Source organism: Nocardioides terrigena (genome assembly GCF_003047265.1).
Lineage (GTDB): Bacteria > Actinomycetota > Actinomycetes > Propionibacteriales > Nocardioidaceae > Nocardioides > Nocardioides terrigena.
On record NZ_PZYY01000001.1, the window covers coordinates 134,567 to 159,601 of the forward strand.

24 protein-coding genes are annotated in these 25,035 nt (G+C 69.1%); 16 read left to right on the top strand and 8 right to left on the bottom strand.

What is annotated here, in order from left to right:
• Positions 1 to 3: 3 nt before the first annotated feature.
• From mmuM to DAE25_RS00640, 3 genes are all read right to left on the bottom strand, one after another.
• The gene (mmuM, locus tag DAE25_RS00630; protein ID WP_107764341.1) at positions 4 to 903 is read right to left on the bottom strand and encodes a homocysteine S-methyltransferase; all 900 of its coding nucleotides are present in this window, start codon (positions 901 to 903) and stop codon (positions 4 to 6) included.
• A gap of 75 nt (positions 904 to 978) precedes the next feature.
• Positions 979 to 2,145, bottom strand: a complete 1,167-nt coding sequence (locus tag DAE25_RS00635) for an acyl-CoA dehydrogenase family protein (protein WP_107764342.1) — start codon at positions 2,143 to 2,145, stop codon at positions 979 to 981.
• Between the two features lie 52 nt (positions 2,146 to 2,197).
• A complete protein-coding gene (locus DAE25_RS00640) occupies positions 2,198 to 3,436 on the bottom strand; it encodes an acyl-CoA dehydrogenase family protein (protein ID WP_107764343.1) in 1,239 nt (412 codons plus the stop codon).
• Between the two features lie 56 nt (positions 3,437 to 3,492).
• Between DAE25_RS00640 and DAE25_RS00645 the strand changes: the two genes are divergently transcribed.
• The 3 genes from DAE25_RS00645 to DAE25_RS00655 are packed head-to-tail and all read left to right on the top strand — an operon-like array spanning position 3,493 to position 6,005.
• Positions 3,493 to 4,317 (top strand): SDR family NAD(P)-dependent oxidoreductase, encoded by an 825-nt coding sequence (locus DAE25_RS00645; protein ID WP_107764344.1) that lies wholly within the window; start codon positions 3,493 to 3,495, stop codon positions 4,315 to 4,317.
• Between the two features lie 43 nt (positions 4,318 to 4,360).
• Entirely contained in the window at positions 4,361 to 5,530 is a 1,170-nt protein-coding gene (locus DAE25_RS00650) for a thiolase family protein (RefSeq protein WP_159083494.1), read from the top strand.
• Positions 5,531 to 5,576: 46 nt separating this feature from the next.
• On the top strand, positions 5,577 to 6,005 hold the full coding sequence (locus DAE25_RS00655; RefSeq protein ID WP_107764346.1) for a DUF3237 domain-containing protein: 429 nt from the start codon (positions 5,577 to 5,579) through the stop codon (positions 6,003 to 6,005).
• Between the two features lie 25 nt (positions 6,006 to 6,030).
• Here DAE25_RS00655 and DAE25_RS00660 read toward each other — a convergent pair whose 3' ends face one another.
• The gene (locus tag DAE25_RS00660) at positions 6,031 to 6,651 is read right to left on the bottom strand and encodes a TetR/AcrR family transcriptional regulator (RefSeq protein ID WP_159083495.1); all 621 of its coding nucleotides are present in this window, start codon (positions 6,649 to 6,651) and stop codon (positions 6,031 to 6,033) included.
• A 111-nt stretch (positions 6,652 to 6,762) separates the two neighbouring features.
• Here DAE25_RS00660 and DAE25_RS00665 point away from each other — a divergent pair, with 111 nt between their 5' ends.
• The 9 genes from DAE25_RS00665 to DAE25_RS00705 all read left to right on the top strand — a co-directional run bounded on the left by DAE25_RS00665 (position 6,763) and on the right by DAE25_RS00705 (position 16,990).
• Positions 6,763 to 8,577 (top strand): NAD(P)-binding domain-containing protein, encoded by a 1,815-nt coding sequence (locus DAE25_RS00665; RefSeq protein WP_107764348.1) that lies wholly within the window; start codon positions 6,763 to 6,765, stop codon positions 8,575 to 8,577.
• Between the two features lie 74 nt (positions 8,578 to 8,651).
• On the top strand, positions 8,652 to 9,575 hold the full coding sequence (locus DAE25_RS00670) for an SDR family NAD(P)-dependent oxidoreductase (RefSeq protein ID WP_107764349.1): 924 nt from the start codon (positions 8,652 to 8,654) through the stop codon (positions 9,573 to 9,575).
• Between the two features lie 3 nt (positions 9,576 to 9,578).
• Positions 9,579 to 11,117, top strand: coding sequence for a class I adenylate-forming enzyme family protein (locus DAE25_RS00675; RefSeq protein WP_107764350.1), 1,539 nt, complete (start codon positions 9,579 to 9,581; stop codon positions 11,115 to 11,117).
• A 108-nt stretch (positions 11,118 to 11,225) separates the two neighbouring features.
• Positions 11,226 to 12,242: a TIGR03617 family F420-dependent LLM class oxidoreductase gene (locus DAE25_RS00680; protein WP_159083496.1), complete on the top strand. Its 1,017-nt coding sequence runs from the start codon at positions 11,226 to 11,228 to the stop codon at positions 12,240 to 12,242.
• Positions 12,243 to 12,245: 3 nt separating this feature from the next.
• The gene (locus DAE25_RS00685) at positions 12,246 to 13,457 is read left to right on the top strand and encodes an ABC transporter substrate-binding protein (protein WP_107764352.1); all 1,212 of its coding nucleotides are present in this window, start codon (positions 12,246 to 12,248) and stop codon (positions 13,455 to 13,457) included.
• Between the two features lie 78 nt (positions 13,458 to 13,535).
• Positions 13,536 to 14,429 (top strand): branched-chain amino acid ABC transporter permease, encoded by an 894-nt coding sequence (locus DAE25_RS00690; RefSeq protein WP_107764353.1) that lies wholly within the window; start codon positions 13,536 to 13,538, stop codon positions 14,427 to 14,429.
• A gap of 58 nt (positions 14,430 to 14,487) precedes the next feature.
• Positions 14,488 to 15,504: a branched-chain amino acid ABC transporter permease gene (locus DAE25_RS00695; RefSeq protein WP_159083497.1), complete on the top strand. Its 1,017-nt coding sequence runs from the start codon at positions 14,488 to 14,490 to the stop codon at positions 15,502 to 15,504.
• On the top strand, positions 15,501 to 16,259 hold the full coding sequence (locus DAE25_RS00700) for an ABC transporter ATP-binding protein (RefSeq protein WP_107764355.1): 759 nt from the start codon (positions 15,501 to 15,503) through the stop codon (positions 16,257 to 16,259). The genes DAE25_RS00695 and DAE25_RS00700 overlap by 4 nt, the downstream gene beginning before the upstream one ends.
• A gap of 20 nt (positions 16,260 to 16,279) precedes the next feature.
• Positions 16,280 to 16,990: an ABC transporter ATP-binding protein gene (locus DAE25_RS00705; protein ID WP_159083498.1), complete on the top strand. Its 711-nt coding sequence runs from the start codon at positions 16,280 to 16,282 to the stop codon at positions 16,988 to 16,990.
• Between the two features lie 122 nt (positions 16,991 to 17,112).
• On the opposite strand, the gene DAE25_RS00710 is transcribed toward DAE25_RS00705, so the two are convergent.
• Genes DAE25_RS00710 through DAE25_RS00725 form a run of 4 tightly spaced genes read right to left on the bottom strand, consistent with a single transcriptional unit; the run spans position 17,113 to position 20,654 of the window.
• Entirely contained in the window at positions 17,113 to 18,954 is a 1,842-nt protein-coding gene (locus DAE25_RS00710; protein ID WP_107764357.1) for an acyl-CoA dehydrogenase, read from the bottom strand.
• The gene (locus DAE25_RS00715; protein WP_159083499.1) at positions 18,951 to 19,856 is read right to left on the bottom strand and encodes an alpha/beta fold hydrolase; all 906 of its coding nucleotides are present in this window, start codon (positions 19,854 to 19,856) and stop codon (positions 18,951 to 18,953) included. Before DAE25_RS00715 ends, DAE25_RS00710 begins: the two co-directional genes overlap by 4 nt.
• Entirely contained in the window at positions 19,838 to 20,215 is a 378-nt protein-coding gene (locus tag DAE25_RS00720) for an EthD domain-containing protein (protein WP_107764359.1), read from the bottom strand. Before DAE25_RS00720 ends, DAE25_RS00715 begins: the two co-directional genes overlap by 19 nt.
• A gap of 22 nt (positions 20,216 to 20,237) precedes the next feature.
• Positions 20,238 to 20,654, bottom strand: coding sequence for a DUF3237 domain-containing protein (locus DAE25_RS00725; RefSeq protein WP_159083500.1), 417 nt, complete (start codon positions 20,652 to 20,654; stop codon positions 20,238 to 20,240).
• A gap of 92 nt (positions 20,655 to 20,746) precedes the next feature.
• Here DAE25_RS00725 and DAE25_RS00730 point away from each other — a divergent pair, with 92 nt between their 5' ends.
• The 4 genes from DAE25_RS00730 (at position 20,747) to DAE25_RS00745 (ending at position 24,996) form a co-directional block, all read left to right on the top strand.
• Positions 20,747 to 21,673 (top strand): cyclase family protein, encoded by a 927-nt coding sequence (locus tag DAE25_RS00730; protein WP_159083501.1) that lies wholly within the window; start codon positions 20,747 to 20,749, stop codon positions 21,671 to 21,673.
• Between the two features lie 16 nt (positions 21,674 to 21,689).
• Positions 21,690 to 22,175: a nuclear transport factor 2 family protein gene (locus DAE25_RS00735; protein WP_267895239.1), complete on the top strand. Its 486-nt coding sequence runs from the start codon at positions 21,690 to 21,692 to the stop codon at positions 22,173 to 22,175.
• Positions 22,176 to 22,256: 81 nt separating this feature from the next.
• Entirely contained in the window at positions 22,257 to 23,804 is a 1,548-nt protein-coding gene (locus DAE25_RS00740; RefSeq protein WP_159083503.1) for a class I adenylate-forming enzyme family protein, read from the top strand.
• Positions 23,797 to 24,996, top strand: a complete 1,200-nt coding sequence (locus tag DAE25_RS00745; RefSeq protein WP_159083504.1) for an acyl-CoA dehydrogenase family protein — start codon at positions 23,797 to 23,799, stop codon at positions 24,994 to 24,996. Before DAE25_RS00740 ends, DAE25_RS00745 begins: the two co-directional genes overlap by 8 nt.
• Positions 24,997 to 25,035 lie beyond the last annotated feature (39 nt).

The window sequence follows — 25,035 nt, forward strand, 5'->3', positions numbered from 1 at the left end:
GGCTCAACCCGCGAGCGCCGCGGCCAGCGCCTCGATGTCGACCGGCCCGGTGCCACAGCACCCGCCGACGTAGCGCGCCCCTGCCTCGACCCACGCGCTCACGGAGGCAGCGTCCAGGCCGGACGCGCCCTCCCAGGTGCGGGTCGCGCTGTCCCAGCTGCCGCCCTTGTTGGGGTAGGCGACCGCGGGCAGGCCGGTGGCGGTCACGCTGGTCCGCACCGCGTCGAGCACCTCGTCCGGGTGGGAGCAGTTGACGCCGGCGGCGAGGATCGATGAGGAGCCCGCGAGGGCGTCGTACGCCTCGGACAGCGACTGCCCGGCGCACGTCCGGCCCTCCCGGACCGAGTAGGTGAACCACGCGGGGATGCCGACCTCGTCCAGCAGCTCCACCAGGACGCGGGCCTCTTCGACGTCCGGGATTGTCTCGACGGCGAAGAGGTCGGGAGCGGAGGAGGCGAGCAGCTCGAGGCGCGGCGCGTGGAAGTCGCGCAGCTCGGACGCGGAGAGCCCGTAGCGGCCGCGGTACTCCGAGCCGTCGGCCAGCACCGCGCCGTACGGCCCGACCGAGGCGGCGACCAAGAGACGCCGACCGCTGTGCTCCGCCGCCTCGTCCCGCGCCTGCCGGGCGAGGGTGACGCTCGACGTGATGAGCCGGGCGGCCTCGGCCGCATCGAACCCGGCGTCCACGAGGCTGGGGACACTGGCCTGGTAGCTGGCCGCGATCGCGACCTGGGCGCCGGCGTCGAAGTAGGCGCGGTGGGCCGCGACGACCAGCTGGGGGTCGTCACTCAGCAGACGGGCCGTCCACAGCGAGGAGCCGAGGTCGGCGCCGAGCCCTTCGAGCGCGGTGGAGAGACCGCCGTCGAGCACGGTGACGGAGTCGGTCGGGGAGATCGCAGGCATCCCTCATCCTCTCGCAGCGGCCGTCCCGCCCACGGGTCCACGGGCGCCCGCGAGACGAGAGGTCCTCCGTCGGAGTCAGCGGAAGGCTGATTCCCCGGTGAGCGCCCGACCGATCACGAGCTGATGCACCTCCGACGTTCCCTCGTAGGTGAGAACGGACTCCAGGTTGTTGGCGTGCCGCATGAGCGGGTACTCACCCGTGATGCCGGCGGCACCGAGCAGCGTGCGGCACTCCCGCGCGATCGTGAGCGACTCCCGGACGCTGTTCAGCTTTCCCAGGCTCACCTGCTCGGGTCGTAACGCGCCGGAGTCCTTGAGGCGACCGAGGTGGAGGGCCAACAGCATCCCCTTGCCGAACTCCAGGCTCATGTCCGCCAGCTTGGCCTGACTCAGCTGGTACCCGGCCAGCGGGCGGTCGAAGATCCGACGCGTGGCGGTGTAGTCCAGCGTGGTCCGCAGGCAGTCACGGGCTGCGCCCAATGCGCCGAAGACGATGCCGAAGCGTGCCTCGTTGAGGCAGGACAGTGGGCCGGAGAGGCCCTTCGCCTCGGGGAGCATGGCATCGGCGGGCAGTCGTACCTCCTCCAGGACCAGCTCCGACGTGACCGAGGCGCGCAGCGAGAGCTTGTTCTTGATGGCCGGTGCCGTGAAGCCCGGGGTGTCGGTCGGGACGACGAATCCCCGGATGCCCTCCTCGGTCTGCGCCCAGACGACCGCGACGTCGGCGACCGATCCGTTGGTGATCCACATCTTGGCTCCGTTGAGCACCCAGTCCGAGCCGTCCCGCACAGCCCGGGTCCGCATGCCCGCAGGGTCGGAGCCGAAGTCCGGCTCGGTGAGACCGAAGCAGCCGATCGCCCGGCCGGCGGCCATGGCGGGGAGCCAATGCTCCTTCTGCTCCTCGGAGCCGAAGCGCCAGATGGCGAACATCGCAAGGGAGCCCTGCACCGAGACCAGTGAGCGCAGTCCCGAGTCGCAGGCCTCGAGCTCGTGGCAGGCGAGACCGTAGGCGGTCGCACTCGCCCCGGCGCACTCGTATCCCGTCAGGTGCATGCCCAGCAGACCGAGGCGGCCGAATTCTTGGGCCAGTTCGCGCGCGGGGATCTCGCCGACCTCGTACCAGGCAGCGACCTCGGGCCGAAGCCGTTCGTCGACCAGCTTGCGGACGGTGGTGGCGATGTCGCGCTCCTCGTCGCTGAGCAACGAGTCGAGGGCGAAGAGCTGGGCGGGTGTGGTGGTCATGGCGTCCTTGTCTGGGTCTGTCGATCGGTCGTCGTGTCGTTCTCGACTGGGGCTAGGAGCGGGGCAGGCCGAGGACGCGCTGCGCGACGATCGTGCGCATGATCTCGTCGGTGCCTCCACCAGTACGGAGCCCTTCGGTGGTCAGGGCGAGCTGGTGCCAGGCGTACGTCGCAGCCTCGCCTGAGTCGGTGGCGAAGCCGGTGCCGAGGACGCGCTGGGCGGTACTGGAGATCCGCAGGAGGTTGTCTGTGAGCATCAGCTTCGACAGCGACATCTCCGGTCCAGGTATCCCGGAGTCGTCCGCCTGGTCGAGGAAGCGCTGGGTCATGAGGGCGGCAGCACGCCCGTGCGCCACGATCTCACCCACGGCGTCGCGGATGCCCGGGTCGTCCCAGCAGTCGCGGGACCGGGCCAGGTCGACGAGGCGACGCGCCAGCAGGAGATCGACCCCGCCATCAGTCCCGATGATGGCGCGCTCGTATCGCATGGTGGTGCTGATGACCTGCCACCCGGCGCCCAGGTCCCCGACGCGGCGGGTGTCGAGCACGCGTGCACCGTCGAGGAAGACCTCGCTGAAGGACGACCCGCCGGTGAGTTGTCGGATCGGCCGCACCTCGATGCCTGGCTGGTCCATGTCGATGAGGAAGGCCGTCAGGCCCGCGTTGCGACGGGTGCCGAGCTCGGTGCGGGCGAGCAGCAGGCCGACTCGGCTGTAGTGGGCCCCCGACGTCCATACCTTCTGTCCGTCCACGACCCAGGAGTCGCCGTCACGCGTGGCCCGGGTTCGTGCGGAAGCCATGTCCGATCCGGCGTCCGGCTCGGAGAAGAGCTGACACGCGACGGTGTCGGCGCGGCGCAGAGGGGTGAGGACCTCTTCGCGCAGGGCGGCGCTGGCGTGGCTCAGCAGCGTGGGGCACAGGATCGCCACGCTGAAGCGCGTGTAGGCCTCGTCCGGCACCTCGTACTGGCGCTCCACGTCGCGGTAGGCCGAGGCATACGCCGCCGGGAGACCCCGGCCGCCGTGCTCGACGGGACCGTCGATCCAGCCGAACCCAGCGTCGTACGCCGTCCGGCGCCATGACAATGCGCTCTCGAGCTCGCGCTGCTCGAGCGCCGCTGTCTTCTCGGGAAGCACGCTGAAGTCCTCGTCCGAGGGCGACTCGGCCCCGGCGCGCAACGGGTGATGGGCAGCGACGAAGTCGTGGGCCTCTGCACGGAAGGCGTCCAACCCGGGACGCCGCGTGGACGGCTGAGGCGACGTGGGCAACGGTACGGAAGCGGAGGTCGGCACCGTGCTAGGGTACGGGCCAAGCGCTTGCTTGGCTAGCGAATTGACGGGATGTGGGGATGGGCGAGGGCAGATTCGACGGGCGGCGTGTCCTGGTGGTGGGAGGAGGCGCCAACGGCTCCGACGACCTCAGCGCCAATGGCGCCCAGATCGCGCTGCGGCTCGCGGCCGAAGGCGCCACCGTGGCCGTGTCCGACGTCGACCTCGCCCGAGCCGAGCACACTGTGGCCGCCATCGGTGACGACCGGGCGGTCGCACTCCGCTCGGACGCGTCCTCGGTTGAGGACTGTGCCGCGCTGCCGGCGGCGGCGGAGGACCTCGTCGGACCGCTCGACGTCGTCGTGGCCAACGTCGGCGTCACCGGAGGGTTCCCCGGACGCACCCAAACGGTCGAGGACTGGCAGTGGGTGCAGGACGTCAACGTCCGGTCGCACTGGCTCGTCGCGCAGGCTGCGCTGCCCGGGATGATGGAGCGCGGGCAGGGGAGCTTCGTCTTCGTCACCTCCATCGCCGGCCTGATCTCCAGTGGCTACTCGCTCTCCTACGAGGCGACCAAGGCTTCCCTGATCGCGGTCTCGCGACACTTCGGGGTCCGCTACGCCGACCGGGGGATCCGGTCCAACGCGGTCGCCCTCGGCGTCATCGACACCTCCATGGTGCGTGGCGGTTTCGGCGACGACCCCGACCTGCGCCGTCGGCGCGACCTGATGCAGCCCCTGGGTCGTCAGGGGCAGCCGCACGAGGCAGCGGCTGCCGTGGCCTTCCTCGCCTCCGACGACGCCAGCTTCATCTCAGGACAGTGCCTGGTCGTCGACGGCGGTCGCACGGCCGACGGGCGGTACGACGCCAGGTACGCCCGCGCCTTCGGCCCCACGCACGAGTGAAGGGCACGCACGTGCCCAGCGACAACGACGACAGGGAGTGAACATGAGGGACACAGTGGTGCGCGGAGTCGGCATGACCCCGTTCGGGAGGTTCGAGGACACCAGCCTGAAGGACCTGTCTGCCAACGCGATCAACCAGGCCTTCGAGGACGCCGGCGTCACGTTCGATGACGTGCAGGCCGTCTACTTCGGGAACGTGGCAGCGGGCGTGATGTACGGCCAGCACTCGATCCGGGGGGAGACGGTGACCCACTACATGGGTGCCGGGCCGCTGGCGGTCAACAACGTTGAGAACGCCTGCGCCTCCGGCGGGAACGCCTTCCACCTGGGCTGGAGCGCCGTCGCGGGCGGTCAGTACGACACAGTGCTCGTGGTGGGCGCGGAAAAGCTCTACTCCTCGGACAAGCAGCTCAGCTTCAAGGCATTCATGGGTGGGATGGACGTTGACCACCAGGACTTCGGGGAGGGGGCCGGCGTGAGTCGCAGCCCCTTCATCGACCGCTACGCGAAGGTCGCCGACTACCTGATGAACGAGCGCGGTGTCACGCCGGAAGCGTTCGCCGAGGTGGCGTCCAAGGCGCACTACAACGGTTCACTGAACCCCCTGGCCCAGCGGCGTACTCCCCGGTCGGCCGAGGAGATCCTGGCCGCCCGGCACGTGCTCGGTCCGCTCACCGTGCTGATGTGTTCCCCCGTCGGTGACGGGGCCGCCGCCGCCGTCATCACGGCCGCACCCGCGGTCAGGGACTCTCGCGACGTGTCGATTCTGGCCTCGCAACTGCGGTCCCTGCCCGCCGATGCCCACGGTCCGTCGGACTCGCACGAGTACTCCGCGGCCGCCGCCTTCGAGCAGGCGGGCCTCAGCCCCCGGGAGATGGACTTCGCCGAGCTGCACGACGCGACGTCACCGGGGGAGATCGTGTCCTGGGCGGAGTCCGGGATCTGTCCGCCCGGCGACGAGATGGCCTGGGCCATGGATGGTCGCACACGGATCGATGGAGCAATGCCGGTCAACCCGTCGGGCGGGCTGGTCGCCCGTGGCCACCCCATCGGGGCCACGGGCGTCGCCCAGGTCTACGAAGCCGTCCAGCAGCTTCGAGGGGTGGCCGGTGACCGTCAGGTGGCCGGCGCGCGCCGGGCCTTCCTGCAGTGCGGCGGCGGACTGATCAAGGGCAGCACCGCCGTCTCCTCCGCTCACATCCTCGGAACCTGACCGGACCAACCCACCCCACACGTTGCACCCATCGACAGGAGACACCATGGAGCTCGTTCCCTTCTTCACGTTCACCGCGACCCCGTTGGCCGCCAAGCCCGACTTTGCTGGCCGTACGCCGCTCGGTCAGCGGGTGGTGGTAGGCGTCCGTGACGGTCGCTGCGAGGGCGAACGCTTCGCGGCGTCCCAACGTGGCGACTCGGCGGCGGACTGGTTGCTCATCGGTCCAGACGGCACCGCCATCCCGGACGTGCGGATGGCCCTGCGGACCGACGACGGCGCCTTCGTCTACATGGAGTACCAGGGGCGCGGGGATGCCTCCCAGGGCCTGGACGGTGCAACCATGTACACAGCCATCACGTTCGAGGTCGAGGATGCTCGCTACGCCTGGATGAACACCCGGTTGTTCGTCGGCAAGGGGTCCATCGACACCGCGGCAGGACAGGTCCGCTACGACGTGTTCGAGGTGCGCTGACGCCGCGGCCGGCGTCTTCGTCCTGCTACGGCCGGGCGATGATGCCGGCCATGAACACGCTGGCCATCTCGTCGGCCAGGGTCTCGACGCTGAGCTGGCCGCCGGGACGGAACCACCGTGCCGTGCCGCTCACTGCGCTCATGACGGTGCGGTAGGTGATGAGCGGGTCCACCAAGGTGCTGAACTCGCCGGCGGAGACGCCGCGGTCGAGGGTCTCGAGCCAGAGCTCGCGGCACTCTTCGAGCCTCTCCTCCATGAAGGGAAAGATCTCCGACAGGTAGTTCCAGTCGTTGAGCATGAGGCGCAGGGCGAGCTCGCACTCGTCCAGCAGCAGCACCGACGCGCGGATAAGGCCGCGCGCGGTCTCGGTCGCGTCGAGGTCGGCATCGATCACTGCTCGGTAGCGCTCGAGCAGGGTGGTCCAGTACTGACGGATCAGCTCTTCGACCATCGACTCCTTGGACTCGAAGTGGTAGTAGAGGCTGCCTGACTGGATGCCCGCAGCATCGGCGATGTCACGGATGGTCGTTGCGAGGAAGCCCTTCTCGGCGAACAGCTGGCCGGCTATCTGGATGAGCTCGCCACGACGGTCGACGCCGCCTCGCGCCTTCTTGGCTGCGGCGGTCCGGGTGGGGGTGGTGCTCACGCTCATGAATGCTGCCTTTCCGAGGATGTCACAGGGTATCCCATGGATTTGTCCAAGCGCTTGGTCGTTTGTCGGCTGACAACCAAGCAATCATTAGGTAGGGTCCTCGTCGTGACCAAGGACAACGTGGGCAGCACTGACGTCGTCGCGACGCAGCTCGAGCGCGACCTGGCGGCCTCCGAGGCCCTGGCTCGGTGGGCGGAGGGGCTGCGCGTGGGCCTGGCCAACGGCGACCCCGACCAGCTGGCCGCGCTGTTCGCGGACGACGGCTACTGGATGGACTACCTGGCCTTCACCTGGCGGTATCGCACCTTCGCCGGTCGCGGGGAGATCGCCGAGGCCTTTGGTCGGACCCTTGACCATGCCCGTCCCAAGGAGGTCGAGGTCTCGACCCTCAGGGCGCGTCCGCGTTTCACCCGCCGCTCGGGCGTCGACGTGCTCGAGGGGTACCTGGAGTACGAGACGGCGGTGGGACACGGGACCGCCTACGTGCGGCTGCGACTCGACGACCCCTCGGGGGAGCCCCGCATCTGGATCATGCTCACCACGTTGCAGTCGCTGCGCGGCTTCGAGCACCGTACGGGGGCCAATCGTCCCAAGGGCCGCGAGCACGAGGTCGGTCGTGAGAACTGGCTCGACCGCAGGCTTCGCGAACTGCAGTTCGCCGACCGCGAGCCCGAGGTCATCATCGTCGGCGCCGGTCAGGGGGGACTGGTCCTGGGCGCCCGGCTGCGGCAGATGGGCGTCGACGTCCTCATCATCGAGAAGAACGACCGGGTCGGCGACAACTGGCGCAACCGCTACCACTCCCTGACTCTGCACAACGAGGTCGCCACCAACACCCTCCCCTACATGCCCTATCCCGAGACGTGGCCGGCCTTCTTGCCAAAGGACAAGCTGGCGCACTGGCTGGAGTCGTACGCCGAAGCAATGGAGCTCAACGTCTGGACGGGCGCCGAGGTGCTTCACGGGGAGCGTGACGAGGCGGGCGGCCGGTGGAGCGTGCGCATCCGGCGCCAGGACGGCACCGAGGTGGTCAAGACGGCCCCGCACGTGGTCCTGGCCACGGGAGGTCACAGTGGGGTCCCCAACGTCCCGCACATTCCCGGCGCCGACGACTTCGAGGGCTCGCTGTTGCACTCCAGCCGGTTCCGCGGCGGACGCGACTACGAGGGCAAGCGGGTCGTCGTCTTCGGCACCGGCAGTAGTGCCCACGACATCGCGCAGGACATCCACGAGAACGGCGCCACCGCTGTCACCATGATCCAGCGCAGCCCGACGGCCGTGATCAGCCTCGACCCCTGCGGGACGATGGTTTACGCCGCCTACTCCGACGACCGCGATCCCGCGGACGTGGACTTCGTGCAGGCCGCCACGCCGTATCCGATCCTCAAGCAGACCTACCAGTGGCTGACCCGCAAGACCTGCGAGCTGGATCGTGACCTGATCTCCGGTCTCGAGGCCGCTGGCTTCCGCACGGACTTCGAGCCGGACGGCACCGGCTTCCACATGAAGTACCTGCGCAAGGGGGGCGGCTACTACATCAACGTCGGGTGCTCGGACCTGATCATCGACGGACAGGTTCAGGTGCGCCAGGCCGCCGACGTGGACCGGCTCGTGTCCGGCGGCGTGCTGATGCAGGACGGCAGCCAGATCGATGCCGACGCAGTGGTCCTGGCGACCGGCTACAAGAACCAGCAAGAGGGCATTCGGCTGCTCTTCGGCGACGAGGTCGCCGAGCGGGTCGGGCCTGTGTGGGGCTTCGACGAGAACCACGTCATGAGGAATGTCTGGGTCCGCACGCGCCAGGACGGCTTCTGGGTGATGGGGGGCGCGCTGATGGAGGCTCGCCTGTACTCCACCTACATGGCCCTCCAGATCAAGGCCGACCTCGAGGGTGTCCTGCCCGAGTCCGCCCTCGCCTGACCTGCCCCCCGACCCGGACCCGGGTGCCCATCCGAAGCCGGGATCCATCAGCCCCAACCCAGGAGAAGAGCACTGTGGAAGAAGTCTCGCTGTCCGGTCGTGTCGCCGTCGTCACCGGCGCCGGAGGAGGGCTCGGCCGGGCCTACGCCCTCGAGCTGGCCCGGCGTGGGGCAGCCGTGCTCGTCAACGACACGGGCGGAACGCTCGATGGCACCGGACAGACCTCGGCCGCGGACGCCGTGGTCGAGGAGATTCTCGGCCTGGGCGGACGTGCGGCATCGAACCAGGACTCCGTGTCGACCCCCGAAGGGGGCGAGGCCATGGTCGCGGCGGCCCTCGACAGATTCGGACGCGTCGACGCCGTGGTGAACAACGCGGGCATCTTGCGGGACAAGAGCTTCGGCAAGATCGACTGGGACGACTTCCACGCCGTCCAGGACGTCCACCTGCGCGGAGCGGCGTACGTCAGCCAGCCGGCCTTCCGCGCGATGCGCGAGCAGGGCTACGGACGATTCGTCTTCGTGTCTTCCAACGCCGGCACCTTCGGCAGCTTCGGCCAGGCCTCCTACGGGTCGGCGAAGGCGGGCGTCATCGGCCTGGCCCAGGTGGTGGCGATCGAGGGGCAGCGGCACGGCATCCTCAGCAACGTCGTGTGTCCGCTGGCGCGGACCCGCATGACCGAGTCCATGCTCGACGCGCCGGAGGCGCTGTCGCCGGAGCACGTCGCTCCGCTGGTGGCCTACTTGGCGAGCGAGCGGTGCCGGGAGACCCATCAGGTGATCTCGGCCGGCGCGGGCCACTTCGCCCGCGTCTTCACGGGCCTGGGTGCAGGCTGGCAGGCAGATCCGGCCGAGGTGGTCTCGGCCGAGGCCGTCGCCGAGCACATGGATCGCATCCTCGACTCCTCGACGTACAGCATCCCGCTCTCGGCGCCCGAGGAGCTGGAGATGTTGGCGCCGTACGTCGCCGCTCGTACGGCCGCGGGACAAGCAGTCTGAGTCGTGCCGGACACGCTGCGCGAGGTCGTGCTGCTCGGTCGCCGCTTCGGCGACCGGGTGGCCGTGCGGGCAGGCTCCGGGGAGCGCTCCCACAGCGACCTGGTCGACCGGGCCTCCCGGTTGGCGCGACATCTCGCGCGGAGCGGGCTGGTGCCCGGGGACAGGGTGGTCGCCATGGTGGAGGACGGGCTGCGCTCGCTCGAGCCCCATCTCGCGGCAGCCCTGGCAGGACTGGTGGTCGTGCCCGTCAATGCCCGGTTCCGCACGGAGGAGCTGGACCACATCCTGCGCGACTGTGGTGCGCGCGCCCTCGCCCACAGCAGCGGAGTGGGTGCGACTGTGGCCCGTTCCGAGGTCGTCGGGGAGCTCGACCTGGTGCTCGACACCGGCCCCGGCGACGGTGCCGCCACGAACCCGGCCTACGAGGCACTGGTCACCCAGGGGTCCAGCGACGCGCCGGACGTCCTGGTGGAACCCGACGACGTGGCGATGATCGGCTACACGAGCGGCACCACCGGCCACCCCAAGGGCGCGGTCATGACCCACCGAGCAGGGCTCGAGGCGCTACGGGCCAACCTCGTCGCCTTCCGTGTGGTGCCGTACGGCGCCTGCGCGTTCTCCGGCTCCGTGTCCTTCACCGCACTGCTGTGGGGCTTCGTCTATCCGCACCTCCACCTGGGCTGCAGCATCGACATGTTGCAGCCGGACCTGACCGTGGAGCGGTGGTTCGACCGGATGGAGGAGCACGGCAGCACGTTCACCTTCGTCCCCACCCCCTACCTGGACGACTTCGCGGCGGAGGCATCGCGCCGCCCCGCCGCGACCGCGCGCCTGGCGGGCGTGTGCCACTCGGCCTCGCCGGCGACCGCTGGCCAGCGCGAGGCAATGGTAGCCGCCCTGGGTCCCGTGTACCTGGAGTCCTACGGGATGACCGAGACGCTCGCTGCGGTCACTGTGACGACCTCCCTAGACCCCGGTCCCGGCTCGCAGGCTGAGTCCCCGCACCTCACGATCGGACGGCCCCTGCCCCCGGCCGACGTCTACCCCGTCGACGCCGCGGGGCGCCGTGTGGGACCAGGCGAGGTGGGTGAGCTGGTGGTCGAGTCACCCTCGCTCTTCGCCGGTTACTGGGAGCGCCCGGAGGCGACTGCTGCCGCCCTGCGCGAGGGACGACTCCACACCGGAGACCTCGGACACGTCGACCCGCACGGCTTCGTCTACGTCGATGGGCGCGAGGCGGACCTCATCATCAGCGGTGGGATGAACGTGTACCCGGCTGAGGTCGAGCGGGTGCTGCACACCCACCCCGACATCGTGGAGTCCGCGGTCGTGGGAGTGCCGCACCCCCGTTGGGGCGAGTCCGTGTGTGCGGTTGTGGTGCCGAGGGAGGGCAGTGCGTTGACCGCCGACGAGGTCGTGGACCACGTCCGGTCTCGGCTCGCGGGCTACAAGAAGCCGACCCGGGTCGAGCTCGTCCACGCTCTGCCGCGCAACGCGAACCTCAAGGTCCTGAAGGGAGTTCTGCGCTCCCGGTTGTCGTGATCGTCCGAAGTTCGTCATGTGCTTGACATCACAGTTACTGGTCCCAATACTCTAACAAGCAAACGCTTGGTTAAGAGCGACCTGCCAGTCACCCGAGAGGTTCGACCGTTGCGAATCGACACGACCCTGATCGAGAAAGACCTCCTCGTCTCCGGCGAGCGAGCTGTACGGGCGGAGAAGTCCGGTTTGGACGCGGTGTGGTGCACCGAGACCGGCTTGGACGTCTTCCTCCAGGCCTACGAGGTCGGCCGGCAGACGGAGACCGTGCAGCTCGGGACCGCAATCGCTGTCGCCCTGGCCCGTACGCCGATGACGGTGGCCTACAGCGCTTGGAACATCGCGGACGTCTCCGACGGTCGCTTCACGCTGGGCCTGGGGAGCCAGATCAAGGCTCACGTGGAGCGCCGCTACTCGATGACGTGGGACCGCCCTGTCGGGCAGATGCGGGAGTTCGTGCTGGCGCTGCGGGCCATCTGGGACTCGTGGCGCACCGGAGAGCGCCTGGAGTTCGAGGGGGAGCGCTACACCCACACGCTGATGAGTCCGTTCTGGGCGCCCCGGTCGCACGATCACCGGATCCCGATCCACCTGGCTGCTGTGGGGCCCAAGATGCTCGAGATGGCCGCCGAGGTGGCCGACGGGATCATCCTCCACGCGTTCACGAACCCGTCGTACCTCGACGAGGTCACCTTCCCGGCCATCGAACGAGGTCTCGCGAAGGCGGGCCGGACGCTCGACGACATCGAGATCTCGATCCCCATGTTCATGGCGATGGGTGACACCGAGGAGGAGGTCGTCCAGAAGCGGCGCGAGGTGACGGCCCAGCTCGCGTTCTACGGCTCGACACCGGCCTACCGGCCCGTGCTCGACGCGATCGGCTACGGGGAGCTCCAACCGGAGCTCACGTCGCTTAGCAAGTCCGGTGACTGGGACCGGCTGGCGGAGGTGGTGCCGGCGGACTTCGTCGACCACTTCGCCATCTCGGGACGGCCCGAGGAGATGCCCGACCTGGCGCGCAAGCACCTGGGCACGCGGGCGGACCGCACTTCGTCGTACTACGGATGGCCCGTGGGCGAACCCGATCGTCTCAATGCGATCTTCGAAGATTTCAGACAGGAGAACTAGGGCATGAAGAACGCACTCGTACTACGGACCACGGTGGCGCTCGCCCTGTCGGGCCTCGTGCTGGCAGGTTGTGGCAAGTCTGAGGCAGGTAGCGCGGACGAGGGGACCGTGAAGGTCGGCGTCGTCCTGCCGTTCTCGGGGGTCCAGGCGACCATCGCAAAGCTCGAGGGCCAAGGCGCCGAGGTGGCGGCCAAGATGATCAACGACGAGGGAGGCATCGACGGCCAGTGGGAGATCGAGCTGGTCGAGGTCGATGACCAGCTCGACCCGGCCCGCAGTGCCACGGTCGTCCGCGACCTCAACGACGAAGGTGTCCAGCTGGCCATCGGTGGCCAGACGTCGGACCTGTGCAAGTCCTCGGCCGAGGCCTCGCAGCGCTTCAACCTGACTTTCATCGGCGCGCACTGCACCTCGCCCGAGCTGGTGGACCCGCCCATCACCGACAACTTCTTCATGATCGGTCAGCAGATGACTGACCTCGCCACCGCTATCGGCACCGGTCTGGCCAAGCGTTACCCGGACATCGAGACCTGGGACGTCGTCACCTACGACGTCGAGGTGATGCGTGGTTCGTGGGACATCGCCAAGGAGGCCATGGAGGCCGAGCTGGGGCGCGAGGTGACGGTAGGCGAGCAGTACTCAGTGCCGATCGGCGCCACCAGCATGCGCAAGGAGATCTCCGGGCTCGTCTCCGCGGGCGACAAGGGTGACCGCGGATTGTTCCTCGGTGTGTACGGCGCCGGCACCACCAGCTTCATCCAGCAGGCCAAGCCCACTGGGCTGCTCGATGAGTACGGAGTGCTTGCGCAGACGGGCGTCTACTGGCCGACGGCTACGGCGCTCGACGGTGAGGCCCCGCCGATCTACAACGTCCACGACTACTTCTACGCCTGTCAGGACGACCCCGAGAATGACGCCTTCGTGGCCGAGTTCGAGGAGATGACGGGCGAGAAGCCGGACGCTGGCGCCTACCAGAGCTACTTGGCGATCAAGCTGCTCGAGGCGGCGGTGACCGAGGCCGGGACCACCGACTCGGCCGAGGTGCAGGAGGCGCTGCAGGGGTTGTCGATCGAGACTCCCATGGGTCCCACGATGGACATCGGTGCCGAGAGCCACGCAGGCAAGGGCGGTGTCACGACAGCCCTGCTGCAGGGTGACCCGGACGCCCCTCAGGGCGTCTCGATCACCGAGTGCGACGTGTTCCCGGTCGACTGACGCCACGCCGAACCAGGTCGGGAGGGCTCGCCCGGCGCACCGCCAGGTGAGCCCTTCCGACAAGAACGGAGAGCACCCATGAACGACCTGGTTCCCATTGTCGTCGCCGGTATCGCCCAGGGCGTACCGATCTTCGTGGTGGCGAGCGGACTGACGCTCATCTACGGCGTCCTGCACGTCCTCAACTTCGCCCACGGCGGCTTCTTCCTCATCGGGGCACTCATCGTCACCACGACCTTGCAGGGCCCGAGCCTGGCGGCCTTCGGCCTGTCCGTGCTCCTTGCCGGTGTCGGGGTGATGCTGATCGGCGTCGTGAGCGAGGTGGCGGTGTTTCGCCCCCTCTACAAGGCCGGCTCGACGGTGAGCTTCCTCGGCGCGTTCGCCCTCTTCCTGGCATTGGTCGGCATCGCCCTCCTCATCTGGGGGACCAACCCGCGGACCGTGGCCTATCCCGAGGCGCTCAACGGCTCGTTCGACGTTGGCGGTGCCCGCGTGGGCCAGTACGACCTGGCGCTGGTCGCGGTCGGCGGTGTGATCGCGGCCGGCTTGTACCTCCTCCTCACCCGGACGTCGCTCGGGACCCGGGTGCGCGCGGTGTCCCACGACCGGACCATGGCCCTCGCCCTGGGCATCCGCGTCCAGCGGGTCTCCACCAGCATCTTTGCGATTGGTGCTTTCCTGGCCGGCGTGGCCGGCGCCCTGATCGCGCCGGTGTCTTCCATCGACGAGAGCCTGGCCCTGAGCTCGGACTACATGCTCCCGGCCTTCATCGTCATCATCGTGGGTGGACTCGGCTCGGTGCCCGGCGCTCTGATCGCGGCCCTGGCCCTGGGTGTTCTGGAGAGTGCCTTGTTCCGGGTGGCCCCCTCCCTCAGCGGCTTCAGCTACTACCTCGTGGTGGCGCTGTTCCTGATGTTCCGTCCGCAGGGGATCTTCGGATCCCCCTCCCGTTCTACCCAGATGGCCAGGTGAGATGACCATGACCACGATCGGCCGGCGGTTCCCCGTAGTCACCAGATCGGGGGTTCACGTGTTGATCGGGTTCGCCGTGGTTGCCGTGCTGATGCCGGTCTTCTTCGGCGGCAGCCCGTTGTTCACCTGGACGACCGCGGCGGTGTGGGTGCTGTTCGCCATGAGCACGTCAGTGCTCTTCGGCTGGACCGGCCTCCTGTCGTTCGGGCAGGCCGCCTTCTTCGGCATCGGGGCGTACACGATGGCACTCATCCACGAGAACCGGCCGGAGACGCCGGGCCTGGTGATGCTCCTCGCCGCCGCCCTCGTCGCAGCCGTGGTGGCCGCCGTCTTCGCCCTGTTCGCCCTGCGCACCAGCGGTGCCGAATTCGCCATCCTCACCCTGGTGCTGGCGCAGGTGCTGTGGCTGCTGACCTATCGGGTCTCGTGGCTCAAGGGCGAGGACGGCTTCCATGGGCTGTTCTCCGTCAACATCATCAGCAACCCGCTGACCTCCGACCTCGACCTCTGGTACTACACGATCGCCGTAGTCGGCTTCTGCGTCTGGCTCCTGTGGCTGCTGCATCGGTCCACGGCCGGGATGGCCATGCGCGCCGTCCGGGACGACCCGTGGCGTTCGGCGGCGCTGGGCATCAACGTGCGACGGGTGCAGGTGTGCGCCTTTGCCGTCAGCGCCGCCCTCTCTGCCGTGGCCGGGGCATTGCTCGCGCAGGGACAAGGGGTGGTGAGTCCTGGGATGCTGAGCTTCGCCATCTCGGGCGAGATCCTCGTGGCGTGCCTGATCGGTGGCATGAGCCGCTTCGGCGGCCCGATCCTGGGAGCCATCGTGCTCATCTGGTCCCAGACGCTCATCAGCAACCTGCTCCACGACTCAAGCATGTTCGTGGGCCTGCTCCTGCTCGTCATCGTCATCGCACTGCCGCAGGGCCTCGTGTCGCTGCCCGGCAGGGTGCGCAACCGGCGCCGCGCCTCAGGACCCCCATCCATACCACCGGCGCCCACCGGCTCACTCGCGGACGAGTCGGTTCCCGACGGTTCACCGGTCTCCGCCGGCGACGAGGAGGCCCTGCGATGACCGCGATGGTGGAGCTCAGGGCTGCGTCCAAGGCCTATCAGGGTGTCCCCGCCGTGCAGGCCGTGGACCTGGAGGTGCAGCGGGGTGAGCGCCTGGCGATCATCGGGCCCAATGGAGCTGGGAAGTCGACGCTCTTCGGCATGATCGCGGGGGAGCACCGGCCGACAGAAGGGTCCGTGTGGTTCAACGGGAAGGACGTCACCACGCACCACTCGTCGCGTCGTGCCCGGGCTGGGATCAGCCGCACCTTCCAGGTTGCCCGCCTCATGCCGACGATGACCGTCCGGGAGAACCTCTTCCTCGCCGCCCTGACCGGCCAGCGCCAAGGGATCCGCTTCTGGGACGCACTGTCCACCCGGCCGGACGTGACCGAGGAGGCGGAGGCCGCAATGGTGGCCGCCGGTCTGGCGGACCTGTCGGACGTGCTGGCTTCCTCGCTGGCCCAGGGGGCCCGCAAGACGCTCGAGATGGCGATGGCCGTCGTTCAGAAGCCGACGCTGCTGCTGCTCGACGAGCCGACAGCGGGGATGGGGTACGACGATGCGCGCATTGCGACCAAGCAGCTGGGCGCCCTGCTCGAGGAACGCCGGGAGATGACGATCATTCTCACGGCCCACGACATGGAGGTCATCCACTCCCTCGCCGAGAGGGTGGTGCTGATGGCCAACGGCAAGGTTGTCCTCGACGGCTCCCCGCAGTACGTGGCTGACCATGCGGTGACCAAGGAACTCTATCTGGGACGAGGTGCGTCATGAGTGGCTCGGAGCGTTCGAGCATGTTGTCGGTCCGAGGACTCGACGGCTGGTACGGGTCGGCGCAGGCCCTCTTCGGCGTGGACCTCGAGGTCGGCGTCGGAGAGGTGGTGGGGTTGCTCGGTCGCAACGGCGCGGGCAAGAGCTCCACGTTCAACGCGATCATGAACCTGGAGCTACGTTCGTCGGGGGAGATCTTCGTGGCCGGTCGATCGGTGGCCAAGAGGACGGCCGACCAGATTGCCCGGGCCGGAGTGGCCTGGGTGCCTGAGGACCGCCGGATATTCAGCAACCTGACGGTGCGGGAGAACCTGGACCTGGCCCGCTTCGCGTGCGGGGACCGGGAACCCGTCGGCGTCGACGAACTGCTGGACTCCCTGCCGCTGCTCGACAAGTTGATCAACCGCAAGGGCAACCAGCTCAGTGGTGGCGAGCAGCAGCTCGTCGCCATCGCACGGGCGCTGGTCCCCCGGCCCGCCCTCCTGCTGCTCGACGAGCCGACCGAGGGCTTGGCTCCGCTCATCGTCGAGGGGATCGCGGACGCCATCGCGCGGCTGCCGGAGCTCTTCGACGTCACCATCGTGCTGGCGGAGCAGAACCTGCCGTTCGTCACCAGCCTGACGTCTCGCGTCTACGTCCTCGAGACTGGGCGAGTCGTGCATGCGGGTCCTACTGCGGATTTCGCAGCCGACGCCGAGCTCCAGGACCGCTACCTGTCCGTGTCGGTCGCCTGACGGAGCGCTGCCGGGATCCTGCACGACCTGACGTCGAACTCGACACCGCGCAGGACGGACAAGCCCGTGGTCCGTGAGACCCAGAACCCGGTGGCCGGTCTGCGCAGACCACCGGGCCTCAGTCAGAAGGCGGAGTCGGGCATGTCCATGAGGTCCTGGGTGCTGGCGGTGAGCATGTCCGCCTCCTCGGACAACAGGGGCAGCCGCTCCGTCGCGAAGAAGCGCGCGACCGCGACCTTGCCCGTGTAGAAGTCAGGGCGGGCCACCCCGGGCTCCCCCGACTCCAGTCGGACGGAGGCCACGAGGGCCTGACGTGCCAGCAGCCAGCCGAGGAGTAGGTCGCCCACCATCATCAGGAATCGTGTCGTGTTCTGGCCGACGAGGTAGACGGACCTCGGATCGTCCCCTGTGGCGTCCGCCCACTCGACCAGCACCTGCTGGCTGCGGCGTACGGCCGTCAGCGCCTCGCGCAACGCGTCGGCCAGGGCCGTGTGTGGACCGGCGCCCAGCCCGTCGACCAACGCGTCGACCTCGGTGAGGAGGAGGCCGAGTGCCGTCCCGCCGTCGCGCCTGACCTTGCGGAAGAAGAGGTCGATGCCCTGGATGGCGGTGGTGCCCTCGTAGATCGTGTCGATCTTGGCGTCGCGGATGTACTGCTCGACGGGGTAGTCGCGGAGGTAGCCCGAGCCGCCGAAGACCTGCAGGCTCTCGGTGAGGGTGGCGTAGGCCTTTTCGGAGCAATAGCCTTTGACGACCGGCAGGAGCAGGTCGTTCCGCGCGGCGAGCGCGGTGGTGTCACGCCCCTCGTGCTCGGCCAGGACGATGTCGTCGAGGTTGCATGCGGCGAACGTGACCAAGGCCCGCATGCCCTCGGCGTACGCCTTCTGGACCATCAGGGATCGGCGCACGTCCGGGTGCCCGATGATGGCGATGTCCGGCGCGCTTCGGTCGCCCTTGCGGGTCAGGTCGGGGCTCTGCAGGCGCGTACGCGCGTAGTCGAGCGCGTTCAGGTAGCCCGTCGACAATGTGGCCATGGCCTTGGTGCCGACCAGCATGCGCGCGTACTCGACGACCTCGAACATCTGGGCGATGCCATCGTGCGCGTCACCGACGAGCCAGCCGACCGCGGGCTCGTCCTGGCCGAAGGTCAGCTCGCAGGTCGCGGAGACCTTAAGGCCCATCTTGGACTCGATGTTGGTCACGCGGACGCCGTTGCGGTCGCCCAGGGTCCCGCTCTCCACGTCGATGTGGAACTTGGGGACCATGAACAGGCTGAGGCCCTTGGTGCCGGGGCCGCCGACGCCCGGAGTGTCCACCGGCCTGGCGAGCACGAGGTGGACGATGTTGTCGGTGAGGTCGTGCTCGGCGCTGGTGATGAAGCGCTTGACGCCCTCCAGATGCCACGAGCCATCGGGCTGAGGCACCGCCCTGGTCTTGCCCGAGCCCACCGCGGAGCCGGCGTCCGGCTCGGTCAGCACCATGGTGGCGCCCCAACCGCGCTCGACCATCAGCTCGGCGACGCGTCTTTGCTCCTCGTTGCCCTGGCGGTGCAGGATCTCGGCCTGGGGCCACCCCGAGGCGTAGAGGAAGACGGCCGGGTTGGCGCCTAGCGGGAACTCTGACATTGCCCATCGCACCGATTGAGGTGCGGCGATCCCGCCGAGCTCGGGACCGACGTCCATCCGCCACCACTCGGCGGCCACGTAGCTCTTGTACGACTGGTGGAAGGCCGGGGAGAGCCGGACCGAGTGGGTGGCCGGGTCGAACTCCACGACACCGTGCTCGTCGTCGGCGAACGAGGCGGCCAGCGCGGTCTCAGCAAGCTCCGCACCTGCCGTCAGCATGTCCTCCACGGTCTCGCGGTCCAGGTCCGTCCACGGCCCGGTGCCCAGCACCTGGTCGCGACCGAAGACCTCGAAGAGGTTGAAGCGGACGTCGGTGAGATTGGTGCGGTAGTGACTCATCGGTTCTCCAACGGTTGGTAGGACGACGGTGTGGACCATGCGGTGGCGATCTCGGAGATCACTCCTGCGAGGCGCCGGGGCTCCTCGAGGGGGACGTGGTGGCCGGCGTCGGCCACTGTGACGGTGGGCAGTCGCGGACGAAGGCGCTCCTCGACGGAGGCAGCCATGTCGGCACCGACGAGGCCGTGCTCGCCGCGGATCACCCGGACGGGGCAGGCCAAGGGGGCGAGGTCCTCCTGGACGAGGGGCTCGTGCTCCACGAATCGGCGGTCGAACTTCCAGGACCAGCCATCGACGTGACCGATGACGGCTTGACGGGCCACGTGGTCGAGCACGAGGGACGGTGCCCGGCAGTCGTCGGGCAGCGTGCGGAAGCGCGACAGGATCGTGGTCTCGTCCTGGTAGACCGGACGCTGCTGCGGGTCGATCGCGGTCCAGCGCCTGCGGCGCGGCCCGCTCTCGCGCTTGCGCAGCTCGGAGTCCACGACGACGACCCCGCCGAGGCGCGCGCCCTCGTTGCGTCCCAGGGCCAGCGCCACGTGTCCGCCCATGCTGTGCCCGACCAGGACGGGACGAGGTGTCGTCGTGTGGTCGCGGACCACCCGGGCGACCTCGGCGCTCCATGCCTCGAGGCCGTAGGCCGTACGCCAGTCGCTGTCACCGTGCCCGGAGAGGTCGGGCGCGAGCACGTGGAACCGGTCCGCCAAGGCAGGGGCCACGAGGTCCCACCATCCGCCGTGGGCTGCCCCGCCGTGGAGGAGGACGACGGAGGGTGCGGCGGTGTCGCCCCAGGAGCGCACCGCGATGGCGGCTCCGGCGACCACCGAGGTCAGCCTCCTGGGCCTGCGCTCCAGCACCTCGCGGTGCCAGGCGAGGGCATCGGTCACGAGGCGGAGTCCCACACTTCGTGCTCCTCGGTGAGGAAGATGGGCGAGTTCTCGAGGTCGATGAAGTTCGGCTCGTCCTTGATCAGGGCGCGGACCGCCCGGCGAGCATCCTCGTCGGTGAACGTCGTCGACACGGCGTCGGTGGAGTCGAACCACAGCTCCACCACGCCGTCGAAGGCTTCCGGTGCCTGGCGCGAGGCCTGGAGGGCTGCGTTGAGGTCGTGGGTCAGGGTGTGGTTCTGCACGTACCGTCGGGCGCCGAGTGCAGTGGCCCCGGCCACTCCGAGGGCCGCATGGGGCCCTCGCCAATGGGCGAGGAACTCTTCGCGGGTCAGGCTCGGGTGGCGGCGCAGGCAGAACATCAGCTTGATCATGTGCTTCTCCTCCTCGGAGGGCTCAAGTGAGCAGGAACAGGTCGTAGACGCCGTGGTCCTCGTGGACCTGGCCCTTGCCAACGACCAGGCGCGAGTGGAGCCAGCGGTAGCGATCGTCCCCGGTCTCGAAACGGAAGGCCGAGTAGACGGCGCCGCTGCCGACACCCCCCGCCCAGTCAGTGCGTCCGGAGTAGGACACCTGGAGGAAGGCCCCGTCGTCGCACCTGAGGCTGATACGCACGTCGATGACGGTGGCGCCTCCAGGCCCCGTGATGAGCCAGTCGGCCGCGGACCGACCACGCTGGCTGGCACGGACGTGCTCGCCCTGGAGGCGGGCGTTCACGATGGGACCGACCAGACGGCGACCCCGAGGTGTGGTCCCGACGAACTCGACTCGCTCCAGTGGCGCGGTGAACGTCCCGAACGGTTGCAGCTGCACGTGGTCTCCTTCGGATGGACTCTGGCCACCCAAGCGCTTGCTTGGTACTGTACCCAGCGTCGTGTCCCCGAGCAAGGTTCGAAGGAGGTCGGATGTATCCGTCGTACGACGACCTGCCGGTGCTGGAGGGCACCGACCTCCGCCATGCCTGGGACCACTTCGGGCGCGAGGACCGCCTCGGCACACTGAACCACCTGACCGAGCGGGATCGCTTCGACGCTCTGGCGCTCGCGAGGACCGGTCGCTCCGTGTGCCTCACCCTGCCGCTGGGCCAGCCGGACCCGCCGCCGTACGGCAGGAGCTCGTTGGTCCACTCGGTCTACCAGGCCAATGGCTTCAGCTGGGGCGACCGGGTCGACGGGCTCGACATGCAGTCCTCCTCGCAGTGGGACGGCCTGTTGCACGTGCGGCACAAGGAGCACGGCTTCTATGGGGGTCGGCAGAGTCCGCCGGCGCCGGGCGACCCTTTGGGGATCGACGTCCTCGCACGCTCGGGGGTCGTCGGTCGCGGCGTGCTGCTCGACGTCGCGCGGCACCTCGGCGCGCAAGGTGCGTACGACGCGCTGGAGCGGCGGGCGATCGACCCCGAACAGCTCCGCGAGATCGCCACCGCGCAGGACGTCGCCCTGCGGCCAGGGGACATCCTGTGCCTCCGATTCGGTTGGCACGACGCCTACGACCGCCTGGACGCGGCCGACCGGGAGCGGGTCATGGGGTCGCCGGTGGGAGTCGGCCTCAGCGCACGCCCCGAGATGGCCCGCTTCCTGTGGGACGCCCGCGTGGGGGCCGTCGCCTGCGACAACCCGACGGTGGAAGTGCAGCCCGGGGACAAGCGTGACGGCTACCTGCACCACCGGCTCATCACCATGCTCGGCATGCCGCTGGGGGAGCTGTTCGACTTCGAGGAGCTCTCCGAGCTGTGCGCGGGCACCGGCCGGTGGGAGTTCCTCTTCGTCTCCGTTCCGCTCCACCTCGTCGGCGGCGTTGGATCCCCTGCCAATGCCATCGCACTCGTCTAGGACAGGGAGGAGCGACATGGATGGCAGTGACGCCTGTGAGGCGTGTGGACGTCATTCGGTCGACCGGTCGCTCGAGGATCGGGCGGCGGTCGCGGACGTGATCACGGCCTACGCTGCGGCGATCGACGACCAGCGGGCCGACGCCGTCGCAGACCTCTTCACCGAGGACTGCGTCTTCCGCGTCTTCGAGGGCAGCAAGGGGGAGGCCCGCGGGCGTGACGGCGTGTCGAGCCTGGTCGCTCGCCTGCTCTCCACCTTCGCCGCGACCAGTCATCACGTGTCCAACATCCGGGTCGACCTGACCGGGGACGACGCGGCGCGAGCCACGACCTACCTGTACGCCTGGCACCGGTTCCTCGAGGAGCGCCCGGACGGTCTGCTGTGGGCCCGCTACGAGGACGAGCTGGTGCGGCGCGGGGGTCGATGGTTGTTCACCCGACGCACCCTGAGGGTGACGGGGGAGCAAGACTTCGCCTTCCGGTGGATCGGCCCTCGGGGCTGAGCCGGGCGGCGCCTCTCGGTCATTGCGGTGGCCGATCGGACGCCGTAACCTAACCAACCAACCACTTGGTAGGAGATGTTCGTGGATCAGATCGGCCGGCTTCTCAGCGACGCGGCACTGCAGTATCCGGAGCGAGTGGCGATCCGGACCCGCGACGGCCTCGTGCGCACCTACGCGGAGTTCGAGGAACGGGCCACGCGCTTGGCGAACGCGCTGTTGGAGGCCGGTTTCGAACCGGGCGACCGCGTGGCCGCCTGGCTCGGCACCTGCCCCCAGTACCTGGAGATCTACCTCGCCGTCGCCAAGGCTGGCCTCGTCCTGGTGCCGGTCAACATCCTCTTCACCGAGCATGAGGCCGCCTACCAGCTCGAGGACTCGGGTGCGGTGGGCATGTTCCACCTCGAGTCCCACTCCGACCAGGCGCAGACGCTGGCCGACAAGTTCGCCCTGCGGTGCCTCGTTCCTGTCGGGGATTGGCACGCGGTCGACACCCCTTACGAGGCGTTGGTCCGCTCGGGCGGGCTGGTCCCACCGCCCGAGCCGAACGACGACGCCCTCTACGTGCTGTCGTACACGAGTGGCACGACCGGCCGCCCCAAGGGCGCCATGGTCACGCATCGCTCGCTCAAGAACACCTCTCGCAACCATGCGCACTCGTACCGCACTCCGCAGGGCAGCGTCGTCCTCTACTACGCCAACATGTCGTTCGTCGCGACGGTGCTTGGGCTGCTCATCTCACACATCTTCGTGCGGGGCACGATCGTCATCGTTGCCCCCGTCGACGGGCCCCAGGACGCTATGGACGCGATGGGAGAGGAGCGGGGCACCTTCACCTTCGTCGCGTCGCCATGGATCGCTCCGATGACGGAGATCGCCCGTGAGCAGCCCGAGAAGTGGCAGCAGGTGCGCTCGATCGTCCACTCGGCTTCCAAGGCCAGCCCAGCGCAGCTCGAGCGTTGGGCCGAGGTCATCGGGCATCGCTACCTCGAGGGCTGGGGTATGACCGAGGGATCGGGAAGCCTCTTCACCGTCACGGACGTGGACGACGTGGTGAAGGGCTCGTCCGCTCAGGACTTCTTCGCCTCCGTCGGCCGACCCTGCATCGACGTGGTGGTCCGGGTGGTTGACGAAGACGGCCAGGAGTGTCCGCACGACGGCACGACCATCGGAGAGCTCGTTGTCAAGACGCCGGCGCTGGTCACTGGCTATTGGCGCAACGAGGCGGCCACCGCCGCGGCGTTCCGGGACGGCTGGTTCCACACCGGTGACCTCGGCGCGATGGACCCCGAGGGCTACGTCTACGTCACCGAGCGGCGTACCGACCTGATCGTCAGTGGGGGCATGAACGTGTACCCCTCCGAGGTCGAGTACTGCATCACCGACCTCGAGCAGGTGGCGGAGGTGGCCGTCATCGGCGTCCCGCACGAACGCTGGGGTGAGACACCGATGGCCTTCATCGTGCGCCGCCCGGGCACCGAGCTCACGGAGCAGGACGTCATCGACCACTGCGGCACCTACCTCGCCCGCTTCAAGCGCCCGTCACGGATCTGTTTCGTGGACGAGCTCCCTCGCAACGCCAGTCAGAAGGTGCTCAAGCGGGTCCTCCGGGAGGGTGTCGTCGGTGAGTGACGCGATGACGACGTCGGCACCGCCGGTCGTCGACCCTGCCGAACTGCGCGAGATGCGTGCCGCCGTCCACACGATGGTGGCGGCCCTCCACGGCGACGACGACCCCCGACTTCCCGCGGTGGACGGCGGGGCACGGCGCGAGGCTTGGCGGCGCACGGCCGAGGAACACTCGCTGCTGGGCCTCCATCAACCTGTCGAGGTAGGCGGCCAGGGACTCTCGTCGGCCTACAGCATCCTGGTTGCCCAGGCACACGGCCACCACCTCGCCCGCTCGCCGTTCCTCGGCTCGCAGGTCCTCGCTGCTCCCGTGCTTCTCGCCAACGCCTCGACCGACCAGCAGCGACGACTGCTGTCCCCGTTGCTCGCCGGCGTGGCCACCGCCACGCTGGCTGGCGCGGACCGTGGGCTGCTCGGGACGGGCGTCGCGGCCGGCACAGGTGGTCCTCTCGCGCCGACGGCCCCGGAACGGCCGATCCTGACCCGGACCGCGGACGGATCTCGTCTGAGCGGCAGCGCCCCCTTCGTCTGCGACGCGGCGTCCGTCGACTGGCTGCTGGTTCTCGCCGACGTCGAGGGGACCGACGACCTGGGCGTGGTCGTCGTCCAGCAAGGCGCGCCCGGCCTGTCGACGACGCCGCAGGACACCATCGACACCACCCGGAACCGGGCACGCGTCGACCTGGACAGGACACTTGGCGAGGAGCTCGGCAACGTGACCGTCGCCGGCCTCCGTGCCGCCCTCGCCGAATCCACGGTCCTGCTGGCCGCCGAGGCGGTCGGAGGTGCTCGTGCGAGCCTCGACTCGACGATGGACTACGTGCGCCTGCGGCACCAGTTCGACCGCCCGATCGGGTCGTTCCAGACTGTTCAGCACCGCCTCGCGGATCTGCACGGCGACCTGGAGGCGGCGCAGGCCTGTGTCGAAGCAGCCGCCACGGCCCTCGACCGTGTCATCGGATCCCCGGTCTCCGATGCGGAGCTCCTTGCCGACCTCGTGGATGCCGCATCCCTCGCGAAGTCCGTCGCGGCCGACGCGTTCGTGCTCATTGCCCGGGAGACCGTCCACCTGCACGGTGGCATCGGCTTCACGTGGGAGCACGACGCCCACCTCTACTACAAGCGCGCGCTGGCCGACCTGTCCCTCCTGGGACACCCCGCCGACCACCGGCGCGCCCTCGTCGCCAGCTGGTGACGCGGCGCCCTCGGGCGCTCAGACCCCCGCACGAACAAG

Excerpts from the sequence above, each read along its gene's own strand:
- DAE25_RS00700 (WP_107764355.1), top strand. The coding sequence starts at position 15,501 with ATGACCGCGATGGTGGAGCTCAGGGCTGCGTCCAAGGCCTATCAGGGT.
- DAE25_RS00730 (WP_159083501.1), top strand. The coding sequence starts at position 20,747 with ATGTATCCGTCGTACGACGACCTGCCGGTGCTGGAGGGCACCGACCTC.
- DAE25_RS00655 (WP_107764346.1), top strand. The coding sequence starts at position 5,577 with ATGGAGCTCGTTCCCTTCTTCACGTTCACCGCGACCCCGTTGGCCGCC.
- DAE25_RS00710 (WP_107764357.1), bottom strand. The coding sequence starts at position 18,954 with ATGAGTCACTACCGCACCAATCTCACCGACGTCCGCTTCAACCTCTTC.
- mmuM (WP_107764341.1), bottom strand. The coding sequence starts at position 903 with ATGCCTGCGATCTCCCCGACCGACTCCGTCACCGTGCTCGACGGCGGT.
- DAE25_RS00720 (WP_107764359.1), bottom strand. The coding sequence starts at position 20,215 with ATGATCAAGCTGATGTTCTGCCTGCGCCGCCACCCGAGCCTGACCCGC.
- DAE25_RS00685 (WP_107764352.1), top strand. The coding sequence starts at position 12,246 with ATGAAGAACGCACTCGTACTACGGACCACGGTGGCGCTCGCCCTGTCG.
- DAE25_RS00635 (WP_107764342.1), bottom strand. The coding sequence starts at position 2,145 with ATGACCACCACACCCGCCCAGCTCTTCGCCCTCGACTCGTTGCTCAGC.
- DAE25_RS00690 (WP_107764353.1), top strand. The coding sequence starts at position 13,536 with ATGAACGACCTGGTTCCCATTGTCGTCGCCGGTATCGCCCAGGGCGTA.
- DAE25_RS00650 (WP_159083494.1), top strand. The coding sequence starts at position 4,361 with ATGAGGGACACAGTGGTGCGCGGAGTCGGCATGACCCCGTTCGGGAGG.
- DAE25_RS00645 (WP_107764344.1), top strand. The coding sequence starts at position 3,493 with ATGGGCGAGGGCAGATTCGACGGGCGGCGTGTCCTGGTGGTGGGAGGA.
- DAE25_RS00735 (WP_267895239.1), top strand. The coding sequence starts at position 21,690 with ATGGATGGCAGTGACGCCTGTGAGGCGTGTGGACGTCATTCGGTCGAC.
- DAE25_RS00705 (WP_159083498.1), top strand. The coding sequence starts at position 16,280 with ATGTTGTCGGTCCGAGGACTCGACGGCTGGTACGGGTCGGCGCAGGCC.